13 protein-coding genes are annotated in these 13,271 nt (G+C 47.7%); 9 read left to right on the top strand and 4 right to left on the bottom strand.

Annotated elements, in window-relative coordinates; translation table 11 throughout:
* The first annotated feature begins 31 nt into the window (after positions 1–31).
* From DT065_RS06650 to nfsA, 4 genes are all read left to right on the top strand, one after another.
* A complete protein-coding gene (locus tag DT065_RS06650) occupies positions 32–1,657 on the top strand; it encodes an ABC transporter permease (RefSeq protein ID WP_114371879.1) in 1,626 nt (541 codons plus the stop codon).
* Between the two features lie 339 nt (positions 1,658–1,996).
* The gene (gene dcd, locus DT065_RS06645; protein WP_114376132.1) at positions 1,997–2,527 is read left to right on the top strand and encodes a dCTP deaminase; all 531 of its coding nucleotides are present in this window, start codon (positions 1,997–1,999) and stop codon (positions 2,525–2,527) included.
* 42 nt (positions 2,528–2,569) lie between these two features.
* Positions 2,570–3,979, top strand: a complete 1,410-nt coding sequence (locus DT065_RS06640) for a dihydroorotase (protein WP_114371878.1) — start codon at positions 2,570–2,572, stop codon at positions 3,977–3,979.
* Positions 3,969–4,712: an oxygen-insensitive NADPH nitroreductase gene (gene nfsA / locus DT065_RS06635; RefSeq protein WP_114371876.1), complete on the top strand. Its 744-nt coding sequence runs from the start codon at positions 3,969–3,971 to the stop codon at positions 4,710–4,712. Before DT065_RS06640 ends, nfsA begins: the two co-directional genes overlap by 11 nt.
* Before the next feature lie 234 nt (positions 4,713–4,946).
* Here nfsA and DT065_RS06630 read toward each other — a convergent pair whose 3' ends face one another.
* From DT065_RS06630 to DT065_RS06625, 3 genes are all read right to left on the bottom strand, one after another.
* Positions 4,947–5,372, bottom strand: a complete 426-nt coding sequence (locus tag DT065_RS06630; protein ID WP_114371874.1) for a DUF948 domain-containing protein — start codon at positions 5,370–5,372, stop codon at positions 4,947–4,949.
* A 20-nt stretch (positions 5,373–5,392) separates the two neighbouring features.
* Positions 5,393–5,503 (bottom strand): DUF5665 domain-containing protein, encoded by a 111-nt coding sequence (locus DT065_RS19835; protein ID WP_227002798.1) that lies wholly within the window; start codon positions 5,501–5,503, stop codon positions 5,393–5,395.
* A gap of 189 nt (positions 5,504–5,692) precedes the next feature.
* Positions 5,693–5,974, bottom strand: coding sequence for a 4a-hydroxytetrahydrobiopterin dehydratase (locus tag DT065_RS06625; protein ID WP_227002750.1), 282 nt, complete (start codon positions 5,972–5,974; stop codon positions 5,693–5,695).
* 557 nt (positions 5,975–6,531) lie between these two features.
* On the opposite strand from DT065_RS06625, the gene accC reads away from it, so the two are divergent.
* From accC to DT065_RS06605, 4 genes are read left to right on the top strand one after another with little or no spacing between them, the layout of a single operon-like run.
* Entirely contained in the window at positions 6,532–7,872 is a 1,341-nt protein-coding gene (gene accC, locus DT065_RS06620; protein WP_114371872.1) for an acetyl-CoA carboxylase biotin carboxylase subunit, read from the top strand.
* Between the two features lie 29 nt (positions 7,873–7,901).
* Positions 7,902–8,381 carry an acetyl-CoA carboxylase biotin carboxyl carrier protein gene (gene accB, locus DT065_RS06615; RefSeq protein ID WP_114371870.1) on the top strand — a complete coding sequence of 160 codons (480 nt, stop codon included), beginning with the start codon at positions 7,902–7,904 and terminating at the stop codon, positions 8,379–8,381.
* A 53-nt stretch (positions 8,382–8,434) separates the two neighbouring features.
* The gene (locus tag DT065_RS06610; RefSeq protein ID WP_114371868.1) at positions 8,435–9,025 is read left to right on the top strand and encodes an NAD(P)H-dependent oxidoreductase; all 591 of its coding nucleotides are present in this window, start codon (positions 8,435–8,437) and stop codon (positions 9,023–9,025) included.
* A 6-nt stretch (positions 9,026–9,031) separates the two neighbouring features.
* Entirely contained in the window at positions 9,032–9,943 is a 912-nt protein-coding gene (locus DT065_RS06605; RefSeq protein ID WP_227002749.1) for a fumarylacetoacetate hydrolase family protein, read from the top strand.
* Between the two features lie 78 nt (positions 9,944–10,021).
* Here the strand turns inward: DT065_RS06605 and DT065_RS06600 are convergent, their stop codons facing one another.
* Positions 10,022–11,215: a KamA family radical SAM protein gene (locus DT065_RS06600; protein ID WP_114371866.1), complete on the bottom strand. Its 1,194-nt coding sequence runs from the start codon at positions 11,213–11,215 to the stop codon at positions 10,022–10,024.
* A 491-nt stretch (positions 11,216–11,706) separates the two neighbouring features.
* Between DT065_RS06600 and DT065_RS06595 the strand changes: the two genes are divergently transcribed.
* Positions 11,707–13,089 carry an aspartate aminotransferase family protein gene (locus DT065_RS06595; protein WP_114371864.1) on the top strand — a complete coding sequence of 461 codons (1,383 nt, stop codon included), beginning with the start codon at positions 11,707–11,709 and terminating at the stop codon, positions 13,087–13,089.
* The last annotated feature ends 182 nt before the right edge of the window (positions 13,090–13,271 follow it).

The following is a 13,271-nucleotide window of genomic DNA, read 5'->3' as shown; positions in this document are numbered from 1 at the left end:
GAGTTTTGTGCAAAACCCGGGAGTTGTCATGATGAGCCGTCGAAATGAAAGAGAAAAAGGCGTAAGAAAGCTTTGGTATAGGCTATGGAGGGGAAGACCGCCGGGGCCGGTCCTCCTCTTTCTTGGGTTATTGATCGCTTTTATTATGGGCGTGCCGCTTCTTTACGTAGTGGTTCGCTCTTTTTCAGCTGGCGCTGACGGTTGGATGAACATTTTGGATGAGCGGATTCCCGGGCTTTTGTGGAATACCCTTTCATTGACCCTCATGGTGACGGTATTTGCGGTTATCCTCGGTGTGTCTCTTGCCTGGATCGTGAATCGCACCGATATCCCGTTCAAAAAAGGCTGGCAATGGCTTTTGGCGCTTCCTCTTGTCATCCCGCCTTATATTGGGGCAGCTGTTTACATCATGATTTTCGGGCCTGTCGGCTGGGCTTCTGAATGGTGGCAAGATGGATGGCTGGAAAGGGCTTTTGGCGAATACCCCATTGAGATTTACTCCTTTGCAGGTGTTTTCTTCGTTTTAACGCTGTTTACATTCCCCTATGTCTTCCTGATTTCGATGGCGAGTTTGCGAAAGATGAACCGGAACTATGAAGAAGTGGCACGCTCGCAAGGGATGTCAACGGCTCGAATTTTTTGGAAAGTAAACCTTCCTTTTTTGCGACCGGCGATTGGGGCAGGCGTGATTTTGGTGTCGCTGTATGTCCTTTCCGATTTTGGAGCGATCGCGATTTTAAGGTACACGACTTTTGCGGCAGCCATTTACTATCAAATGGGAAGTTTTGACAATTTATCAGCAACAGTCTTAAGTACGGTTTTGATCGCCATTACGCTTGTGGTTCTGTGGCTGGAAGCAAAAACACGGAAAAAAAATGTGCAATATCATCAGACTTCGAATGCGTACACGGAACCTGAAACCCTACGCTTGGGCAAGTGGAAAATTCCCGCGTTGTTGTATGTGTTTACGGTCTTTTTCTTTTCTGTACTCGTTCCGATTATCGTGCTTGTTTATTGGACGGTTATTGGAATTGGAGAAGGCGCGATTGACCGTGAGTTTTGGGAGTACACGTGGAATAGCCTGCGTGTAGCTGGGTATGCCGCCATTGCCTGTATGCTGATGGCTATACCGATCGTTTATTTGAAATCCCGTTATCCGTCCCCCCTGACGACAGTCATCGAAAAATTAAGCTATGCCGGTTATGCGTTACCGGGAGTAATCGTTGCCCTCGGGATTATCTTTATTTTTAACGAACACATTCCTTGGTTGTATAACACCCATTACTTGATCGCGTTTGCGTTCGTCATTCTGTTTTTGCCTCAGGCGATGCAGGCCGGCGAAGCGTCGCTTAGTCTCGTTTCGCCGAGGATGGATGAAGCGGCGCGAAGCCTTGGTCATCCTCCGTGGAAAGTAATGGTTAAAGTGATTCTCCCGGCCATTCGACCCGGAATCCTTGCCGGCGGCGCGCTCGTCTTTGTCAGTGCCATTAAAGAATTACCAGCGACCCTGATTTTGCGTCCGCCCGGATTTGATACGCTCGCGGTGCGCATCTGGTATGAAACGAATGAATTCTTTTACCAGTATGCAGCACCGGCCGCCCTTGTCATCATTTTGATTTCGCTTATTCCGCTACGGTTTTTATTAAAAAAATATTAGCGGCGTGGCCCGTATTCATGGGGAGACGTCCCTTTTATTAAATATCCATCAGGCTAACACGCGTGACGTTAAGTTTTTGCGCCAATTGCTCCTGGGAGAGTTGATCACCTTTTCGTATCGATCGAATCGGTTTATAGTCTAGACTATATTAAATCCATAAACCCTTGGTACACAGGTGACAACGGTTGGTTTACATCGGGAAAACGGCCGGTTGAAGAGAGCTTTTTCTATCTAGAAGTATAATTTTTCTATTTTGTCCAGCAAGCGAGAATTGTTGGCGACTGTTGTCGATATCAGGTATACTGGAGGATGAAAAAGTTTGTTCAGGAGGAAGCCCCTTTGATATTATCAGATGCGACAATTAAAGCGATGGTGGCGCGTGGTGAACTTGTGATTGAGCCTTTGTCCGATGTGCAAATCCAACCTGCGTCCGTCGATATCCGACTCGGAAACCATTATTTGAAGATTGATGAGAATGCGATCGAATCGATTGCGCTCGATACGCCGGCGCAGTATGTCGAATTTGAAGCGGAGGAAGTGGTTATTCCCCCGAACTCTTTTCTATTGGCAACGACCAATGAGTACATAAAACTGCCGAATAATTTGACCGCGTTTGTAGAAGGGCGTAGTTCGATTGGCCGCATGGGATTATTTATCCAAAACGCCGGATGGGTCGATCCCGGCTTCGAAGGCGAGATCACCCTGGAGCTTTATAATGCCAACCGTTTGCCGATTCGCCTGATCTCCGGGCGCAGGATTGCCCAGCTCGTGTTTGCTCGTATGGATCAAACGGCAAACGTCCCTTACAATGGAAAATATCAAAAACAACGCCAAGCAGTGGGAAGCCGTGTTTATGATGATATCGATTAAACTGTTCCCGGGTTGGGAATGGCTTTCTGGAGTTGATCGAGGATGTACGATGTTAAAATAGAAAACGGTTGGCTCGTCACCAGCCGAGAGACGTTTCCGGGAACGATTTTCATTCAAGATGGAAAAATTGCCGCGTTGAAAGCTCCGGGGGCGAAAGGGGAAGCACAAGAGGTGATCGACGCTGCCGGAAAACACGTCCTTCCGGGGTTGATCGATACACATGTTCATTCCCGGGACCCCGGACCGACGCACAAAGAGGATTTCTCCACTTCCACGCGGGCGGCTGCTGCCGGTGGCATCACAACGATCTTTGAAATGCCGAATACGACCCCGCCGGTGCGCGATGGGGCTTCTTTTGACGGACAGGTGGAACATTTACAAAAAAAAGCGGCGGTTAATTTCGGCCTCTGGGGCATTTGTCTCGGCCCTTTGAACCGAGCTGATTTCCTGGAGATGCATCGAAAAGGGGTCATCGGTTTTAAGTACTTTTGGGGATACGGCGTTCACCGGAAAACCTTTCAACTGTTGTACAATGTCAGTGAAGCAGGCGATGAAGTCATCCAACCTTACGATGACGGCGAAGTGTACGCGATGATGAAAGAAGTAGCCAAAACCGGGCAATTGTTCGCGGTTCACGCGGAAAATCACGAACTGATTCGTCGGCTCGGCGAGGAGAAAGACCCGGAAGATGAATCGTACCCAGCATTGCTGGCTTCAAGGCCCGGCGTTGCCGAGCAGCTTACCGTAGAAACGGGGATCACGCTCGCAAAAGCAGCCGGTGTGCATTTTCATGTTCTACACGTTTCCGCTGCTGAAAGCGTGGCGGCCGTACGCCGTGCGCAAGCGTCCGGGCAAAGGGTGAGTGTGGAAACATGCCCGCACTATTTATTTTTGAGCGACGAAGATTACGAGACGGTCGGCAAGGATATGAAAATTTTCCCGCTTGTTAAGACTAAGGCAGACCAAAAAGCCATTTGGGAAGGGATTAATGACGGGACGATTACCGTTGTGTGTTCCGACCATGCGCCACATACCAAAGAAGAAAAGTACGGCGGTACGTTAAGTGAAATCCCCGCGGGCATGTGCGGGGTTGAGACGATGGTGCCGCTCATGCTGAACGCGGTCAATGAGGGAAAATTGACAATGAATCGTCTCGTGGCGTTGCTGGCGGAAAACCCCGCGCATCTATATGGGGTGGTCGGACAGAAAGGGACGTTTACACCCGGAAGCGACGGGGATATCACGATTGTGGACATGGAAAAAACGGGAGTTATCCGTAAAGAAGCGTTGCACAGCAAAAGTAAAATCAGCGCCTATGACGGCTGTTCAATCAAGGGATGGCCTGTCCATACGATCGTTTCAGGGAAAACGGTCATGCAAGATGGAGAGCTTGTAAACGAAAGACCCAACGGAAAACTTGTGACGCCTGGAGGTATCCATCATGGATCATAAAAATTCACGCGATCTTATTCAAACGCACCAATCCATCCGTAAGTTTAAAGATACGGAGGTTTCCGAAGACATTGTGACAGATTTGGTGGAATCTGCCCGCTGGGCACCGACTTCCCACCATGTGCAAGCGTACACGATGATCCGTGTCCGCGATCAGGAAAAAAGAGATGCCATCTCAGAAGTTGCCGCCAATCAAAAATACGTCCGGGAAAGTCCGCTGTTTCTCGTTTTTGTCGCAGATTGGCATAAGCATGTCATCAACAGCGAAAAACACGATGCCGATTATCAGTTGGAAGAAACGGAAAATGTGCTCGTCGGCGCGGTTGACGTAGCGCTTGCTGCCGAAAACGTCTTGCTCACTGCCCGTTCCTACGGATTGGGCGGCGTGATGATCGGCGGTGTTCGGAACGACTTGTACCGCGTGGCAGAATTGCTTGAACTTCCGAAACATACATTTCCGGTCATGGGGCTTTGCCTCGGCTACCCGGACCAGGACCCCGGACAAAAGCCGCGTTTTCCAAAGCCGATGATTTTACACGAAGATCGTTATCAAGGGGAACGCTATCACGAAGGCTTGGACGAATATGAACGCGTGACGAGCGATTACTACGAAAAACGGACGAACGGAAAGAAAACCGACGGTTGGGGCGCAAACATGGTCCATTATCTTGGCAATCCCCGACGCCAGCAAGTGACCACATTTTTAAAAGATCAAGGCTTTACGTTAAAATAACAGGTTTAAAATGGGGCAGGGGGTGGAAAATATAAACAGTACCCCCTGTTTTATAGTGGAAGGTAAGGGCACGTCCAGCGATGGTCCTTATCTTTTTTTTGCAACCACTCCGTCCAACCGCTAACGGCTCCATGGAGCCCTAATCCGGGCAAATCTGCCGCATACGGTCGTCATGATGGATCATAGAAAAAAAAGAGTGCAGAACGGCGAAATGTCTACACTCGGGTCGAAGCATTATTCACTTTTTTCTTTGCGTTTTTGATTTAAAAAATAAATAAATGCCGCTAGACCGTAGAAGCCACTCAACCCTTTTTGCCGCGACGTTTCCGATGCTTCTTGCGATTGATTACTCACAGCCTCGGTCATGTCGACGAGGGAGGATGACAATCTTCGGGAAGCTTCGCCGGCATCCCCAATCATGCCGAAAATAGGGTTCAACGTTGCTACCTTTTCATTGACATCCAAAATCGTTTCGTTTGTATTGTGGAGAACGGTTCCCGTCTCTTTTGTGATCTCATCCAACTGTTCGGGAAGTTTACCGACGGTGACTTCTGTTTTGGAAAGCACATTTGCCAAGTTTCCCAGGGCTCTTGCCAAGAAGATGACGAGAACCGCAAACGCGATCGCAAAGATTAATGCTGCAATTCCAAGTAAATCCATTTTTTCATCGCTCCTTCAAGTTAAGGGGTCGTTTCCCTTTGATTATCTACGATATCCAAAATTTCGGCAAGATAATCACCGATTAACGGTAAAGAGACGGTTTTCGCGAGGATAAACCCGAGAAGGGCCAACAAGACAGCTGTGTCGAGTCAGCCCTACACCACGTGCGATTCCCGCGATGAGGTTGCTTTTAATGATTTCGCGTTTTGCGCTAAAGTGGTAAGCCATGTCTTTCAGCCGTCTATTTTTCGTCCTGAACTTCATGCTCACGAGCCTTTTTCAGCAATTTGCGGTTGCGCGTCACGCGTGCCCCTCCTCGCTTAAATGTGGCCACTGTTCAACAAGTTGTCCGAAGCTTTAGCGGCAGCAATGTCTTTTGCTGTGAGTGCGCCTTGATCCACGGTCGTCCACTGCACGGTCACATTTGTATGGTCAATGGTCACATGGGGATGGTGCTGAACCCCTTCTGCATAGACCGCAAGTTTACTAACAAAAGAAATTCCTTCAAAATAGGTGTCAAAGGAAAAGGATTTTCGAATTTTCTCCCCTTCCAATGACCAACCTTCCAGCTCTTTTGCTTCTGTTTTCACGTCTTTCATCATTCTTCACCTCCATCGAATTTCCTTCCTATCTATTCCTGTTTAAGGTAAAGCTCAAACCCTTCTTTGTCTAATTTTTGGTGAGGAAGAACATTAATTCTATCCTTCACTTCGTCCCTTCGACAATTCGTGCATGTTTCATTTGCTATATTCAGTGTGAAAATACGTGATTGAAGACGATGAAGCAGTGATAAACGTTGACGGTCGATGTGTTTTTATTTAAAATTTAGAAGGATGGATATGCACAAGTACGTTTTATCCTGGTGGTAAGCACACGCTTCCCAGGAAGTCAGACATCGGAAGCCAAAGTAGCATTCTTAATTTCCCGAAAAAGGTTGTTCCGCCTTCCGTCTAAGCGGGCGACGAACACCCGATTTGTTCCGACGTACAGGAAGGGCTAGTGCCGGTTTTGCCACAGGACGTGGCGTTCTTTGCCGGCCGACGCACAGGAAGTGCTAGCGCGGGCTTTGCCACGATTTTAACCCGTGTTTTATTAGAGAGGGGACTCTCTCCGATGGAAGTTTACCGTATACGTAATTTTGTAAAGGAGATACTCCAGCATGATTAATAAGGTCTTAATCGCCAATCGTGGTGAAATCGCCGTTCGCATCATCCGGGCCTGCCGTGAACTAAACATCGAGACGGTTGCGGTTTATTCAGAGGCGGATCAGGAAGCTTTGCACGTGATGATCGCTGATGAAGCTTATTGCATTGGCCCGAATGCCGCGGCAGATAGTTATTTGAACAAAACAAATCTGATAGCAACCGCCACGAAGACAGGTGTGGATGCAATTCATCCCGGGTATGGTTTTTTAGCAGAAAATGCAGCATTCGCTGAAATTTGTGCGGATCATGGCCTTACATTTATCGGCCCATCTGCGGCTGCCATTGATAAAATGGGCGCGAAATCACAAGCGCGCGAAACGATGCATAAGGCAGGGGTTCCGACTGTGCCGGGGAGTGACGGGCTTGTTGAAGAAGAAAAGGAAGCCCTTCAAACGGCAAAAGAAATCGGTTACCCCGTCATTATAAAAGCAACCGCCGGCGGTGGCGGAAAGGGCATGCGTGTGGCGTACGATGCCGATGAATTAATCCGTTCTATTACGATGGCACGCCAAGAAGCAGAAACGAATTTCGGAGATGCAGGCGTTTACTTAGAAAAATTCATCGAGGAACCAAGACATATTGAAATCCAAATCATGGCCGATCGGTTTGGAAATGTGATCCATTTTGGCGAGCGGGATTGTTCCATTCAGCGTCGGCACCAGAAACTTGTGGAAGAAGCCCCTTCCCCGGCGATTGATGAAGCCATTCGCAAACAGATGGGCGAAGCGGCGATACAAGCCGCACAAGCAGTGGCCTATGTCGGTGCCGGGACCGTTGAATTTTTGCTTGATAAACATAATTGTTTTTATTTTATGGAGATGAACACCCGTATTCAAGTAGAGCACCCGGTGACAGAAGAAGTGACAGGTGTGGATCTTATTAAGGAACAAATTTTGGTTGGCGGGGGGAAACCTCTATCCATCGAGCAAGAAGCGGTCACCGTACGCGGCCACGCGATTGAATGTCGAATCAACGCGGAAGATCCAAAGAAAAATTTCCGTTCTTCTCCGGGAGAAGTTACGATGTATTTGCCGCCGGGAGGCCCGGGGGTGCGCGTGGATAGTGCGGTCTATACGGGCTATACGATCACGCCCTATTACGACTCCATGGTCGCGAAATTAATTGTTTACGGCACGGATCGTCAAGAGGCCCTCGCCCGTATGAGACGTGCTCTTGTGGAATTTGTCGTGGAAGGCGTGGAAACCACGATTCCTTTCCATCTAGCGCTCATGGACAATGAAGCGTTTGCATCAGGGAACTTTGATACGACGTTTTTGGAAAAAGAAACGATATAAATGGTAAAAAAAGGAGGAGGATGCTTGCCATGTACAACATCGAGGAAATTAAAGATTTAATAAAAGCAGTGGATGATTCTGGCATTTCCGAATTAGAGGTCACAGGCGAGACCAATACAGGCTTGGTTATCCGCAAAAAACCGGAGGGAGTGATGCAACAGGTGGAGATTCCCGCGACACAAGCAGCTCCCCAGCCGGCACCGGCTCACCATTCCCAGCCCGCAACGCAAAAGGAGGGGGGTCAACAGCAAACGCCACCGGAAGATCCGAATGTGGAGCAAATTACTTCGCCAATGGTCGGAACGTTTTATCGCGCGCCCTCACCTGATGCCGATGCTTATGTTCAGCCCGGGGACCGAATCAATGAATCATCCGTGGTATGCATTGTCGAAGCGATGAAATTAATGAACGAAATAGAGGCGGAAATCGAAGGAGAAATCAAGGAGATTCTCGTTGAGAACGGAGAACTTGTTGATTACGGACAACCGCTCTTTCTCGTAAAAAAATAGTACAATAAGGGCTCATATCAGACGGATCAGCTTCCGAAAAGGGGGGCGAAAACGTGCACTTGATCGTTTATATGCACCCAAGTAAGGATAGCTTTAATCATGCGGTTTTAACTGCGTATCGCGAAGCCTTGCAAAATTTGGGAAAAGAAGTTGTCGTGCGCGATTTGTACAGGCTTCCGTTTGCACCGCTCTTAACGCAAGCAGAATATGAACATTCATTATCCGGCCGTTACGCAGATGATATTGCAAAAGAGCATGCTTATGTGGAGCGAGCAGAAGCGATCACTTTCCTATTTCCGGTCTGGTGGGGAGGTTTTCCAGCGATCGGAAAAGGTTATGTGGATCGTGTGTTGGCTTATGGGTTCGCATTTGAACTGGAAAATGAAAGGCCGATCCCGAAAATGGAAGGCAGACCGCTCGGCATGATTTATACGACCGGCGCACCGCGGGACGTATGGGAAAATGGTCAAAAGGACTGGATGGAACAATTATTTAAGACAGCGATTGTTGATTTTTGCGGGTTTAAGCAAATCCCGCCTTTGCACCTTGGACATGCCGTTCTCGCTGATGAAAGTGAAAGGGAAGAAATGTTTGCATCGGTACGTGCGTATCCTGATCAATTTCCAACTTCTAGGGAGAGGTAAATAAACATGCTGCGATTACTATCGATGGTGTATGACAATAAAACGCAACTGGGAATTGAACGTGAAGATGGCCAGCGAATTTTAGTGCTCGAGGAAGCTTTGCGGCAACTGCAACCGGGAACCGAATGCCCCGCCGATATGTTAACCGCCATTCATCGCGGCGAAGCTTTCCTAAAACAAGCGAAAAAAGTGCTGGAGCAGGCAACTGCTATGCCTGACGGGGATTTTTGGGTGCAGCCCTCGGAGATAAAAAGGAGTGCCCCAATTGCCAAAACGCCGAAGAATATTATGTGTGTAGGCAAAAATTACGCGGCCCATGCCATTGAACTTGGCAGTGATGCAGATATCCCAGAGCATCCGCTGATTTTCACAAAACCGCACACTAGTATCATCGGACACGGACAGCCGGTACGCTTGCAACAGGACGTAAGTGAACAAGTGGATTACGAAGGAGAAGTTGCTGTCGTCATTGGCCGCGAAGGGGCCAAGATTGAAAGGGAAGAAGCGTGGGATTATGTATTCGGCATCACCTTGTTAAATGATCTTACGGCAAGGGATTTGCAAAGCAGACATAAACAGTTTTTTCTCGGAAAAGGATTAGATGGATTTAGCCCGATCGGTCCGGTGATTGTCACAGACGTGAGCGAGGCCGCGCTCGCTGGCGAGAGATTGTCGACGGAAGTCAACGGGGAGGTGCGCCAGTCAGCACCGTTGACCGATATGATTTTCGACATTCCGGACTTGATCCAAATTATTTCCCGGGGAATGACGTTGGAACCAGGTGATATTATTGCGACAGGCACGCCCGCTGGTGTCGGAAAGGGGATGGACCCTCCCCGATATTTGCGTCCCGGAGATGATGTGTCGATTCATGTACCTTTGATTGGAACACTGGAGAATAAAATGACCGACGAATAAAATAAGCCGAGGAAAAGGAGAGCCCTTTACCTCGGCTTATTCGATGCTTGGCTTTGTCTGGCTAAGCCGGTGTCCAATTTAGGACGTTTGTCGTTTGCTTGGGGCTCTCCGTTTGCCTTTTTGCGGCATGTCGGACATTTGATTGACGGATACGACTTCTTCTGTCTTTTTCTTCGGCGGTGTCCAATATGCTTCGTTTCCGGGGAGTTCGTCGAACCAGCCGGCATCGTCGGGGCAATCCAGCACCATAAATTTCCCGTAATTGCCGTCTCGGGATTGATGGTATTTTAAATAGGCTTTTCCGTCTTCGATTGCCAAGATTTCAATTTTGCCGGATGTATGGCTCATGGAGAGACGAATTCGTTTCCCGAGGCCGCTTGTGCGGGCCTTCGCTTCTTCCACCGCCTCGTAGGCTTCTTTTAGGCTGAGTACAAAATCGGTGTTCCCGGCAACGGGTCGGTTAATAAAAAAGTAATAAGGGGTCACGCCCGCCCAGGACAGTTTATCGAGCAATTCGGTAAGATCGTCTGGGTTATCATTAATGCCTTTTAAAACGGGCGTTTGGTTGACAACCATGACGCCGGCATCGTGAAGCGCCTGAAAGCCTCGTTTTGCTTCGTCTGTGATTTCTCTCGGGTGATTGACGTGGGCCATCACATAGATTCGGTTATCTGGCGTGGAATACTCCCTGAATAACTCAAGCAACGCCTCGTCTTCATAAATGCGCATCGGGTTAAAGACCGGAAGCTTGGAGCCGATACGAATGATTTTCACATGCGGGATGGACCGGAGTTCTTCAATGATGTAGCGAAGTTTTTTCGTCGCCAGAATTAAAGGATCTCCGCCGGTGAGCAACACATTGTTAATTTCGGGATGATTGCGAATATACTCAATTCCCGGATCCACATCGGACATCGCTTCTTTTACATCATTTCTGAACAAACGCTTGCGGAAACAATAGCGGCAATAAGCCCCGCATACTTCGGAACAAATCAATAAGGCAGTCGTTTCATATTTATGTTGGCAACCAGGAACGACATAGTTGGTATCTTCGTCGGAAGCGTCCCAGCGCCCATATTCGGAAAGTTCGTTTTCATTTGGAATCACTAAATTTTTAATCGGATCATCCGGATCTTCCCAATTAATCAATCCTAAGTAATATTCATTGACACGGAAAACAAATTTTTCCGTTATTTTCTTTAACCGTTCTCTTTCACCTTCAGGAATTTGCTCAATTTGATCAATTTTTGTAATGTACTTTGGTTGAGCCATATGGAAACACTCCTTTCAGATAGAAAAATATGGGCTCCTCTTCCAACGACAGTATAGCAGTTGCTATTCTATAGGTCAAAAAAGAATTAAAAGATTCAAAAAACTAATCAATATGAAAGATCCCCTTCATAAAACGCACACGCGATGGGACAGATAAGGCATGGAATTGAAATAAGTGTCCGAATAAGAGTGAACTCGGACACTTTGCACATTTAAAATTGAGAAACTGTCCGAACTGGGATTAAGCTCGGACAGTTTGGGAATGAAATAGATAAGATCATCCGAACTGGTGGATCGTTTGGACAGGGGTCCGTTTACACTAAAAAAATGTCCGAATGCTGTTGTTCGCTCAACAAATGAATGAAATATTTCATCTTTTACCTAAAAACGAAAGGAACGGTTCACAAACCCTTGTCCTCTGTGTATAATGAAAGAAAGCATTCATATATTTAAATTATGAAGTAAAAATTTTATCGGAGGAATCGAAAACGATGAGTTTGCAAAACGTTGCACATCCTGACGAGGTTTACACGGAGCGGACCACACAGTCGCGAGCGCATATGGAACGGGCACGGAAGGTGATGCCGGGTGGGATGACCGCAAATATTAAACATTTTGCCCCTTACCCAATCACGATCAACCGTGCAAGTGGCAGTAAATTTTACGACGTAGACGGCAATGAGTACATTGATTATTTAATGGGGTACGGAGCATTAATCCTTGGGCACGCACACCCTCACGTTCGTGAAGCGATTGTCCGTCAGGTCGAAGAAGATGGAACGTGGTTATTCGGAACCCCTCATGATCGGGAAGTAACGATGGCGACTCGCATTCAAAAACATTTTCCCTCCATGGAACAAATACGCTATGCCAATTCCGGAACCGAAGCAAATTTATTAGCGGTACGTTTGGCGATGGCGCATACAAATAAATATAAAATCGCGAAGTTTGAAGGTCATTATCACGGCGCGATTGACTCCCTTCTTTTAAGCATTCATCCCTCAAAAAGCGATGCAGGTGAACAAGAAGACCCGCAGGCTGTACCCGATTCCGGCGGAATGTCGCCGGAAGTTGCCAACGAGACGATTATTCTCCCCTTTAATGACATTAAAAGTTGCGCGCGCATTTTGGAACAACACAAAGATGAACTGGCAGCTGTTATTATCGAACCGATGGAGGGCGGGATTATTGCGCCTAAGCAACGATTTCTTCAACAATTGCGAAAGGTCACGAACAAACTCGGCATCCTGCTCATTTTTGATGAAGTAAAAACCGCTTTTCGCTCGGCAATGGACGGGGTACAGGGCGTCTATGACGTGACGCCGGACTTAACCACGATCGGAAAAGTTGTGGGCGGCGGCTTTCCGTTTGGGGTTGTCGGGGGAAAAGCAACCATTATGGAGCAAAGTTCACCGCTGAACGGGACGGATATTTTTGCAGGTGAAGATAGCGAAGCATCCCAAAAGGCGCTGTTCCACAGTGGCACGTATAACGGACACCCGCTTATTTTGGCTGCGGGAATCGCGACCCTTGATGTCCTCGAGCAAGAATACGATGCACTTGTCGCTCGTACTGACCGCTTTAGAGAGGAACTTACCCACCTGTTTCGAAAACATGATATTCCCATGAAAACGGTTGGCAGCGGGGCAATGTTTAGTGTACTATTAACGGAAAGACAGGAGATTAATCACTATCGGGACTTGCAAAAATGTGATCATGACTCCAGAAAAAAATTAGACAAAGCACTATTTGAAGCAGGGGTGTACACTAAGCCGGGGAATCGCTATAGCCTTTCTGTCGTTCATGATGATGAGGCATTAACAAAAACCCTTGAGGCTTATGATCGTGTGATTCCGGAAGTAATCCGTTACTAATTGTCCAAAAAGCCGGGGAAAATAAAAGCTTATGGAATTTCGACGATGGTCCGGCCTGTCCGTTCTAGAGAATGGGATGTCTCCACTAAAATGTACGCGTTTGCCATCGTGGAAAAGCAACTATTTTCTAAAACGCTTGGCTCTTTTCCTGCTTTTTGACTTGCACGAAATACCTCCTGCTT

It is taken from the genome of Salicibibacter kimchii (assembly GCF_003336365.1).
GTDB lineage: Bacteria > Bacillota > Bacilli > Bacillales > Marinococcaceae > Salicibibacter > Salicibibacter kimchii.
Note: the sequence above shows the minus strand (reverse complement) of the source record. Positions and strands in the feature narration are given on the sequence as shown.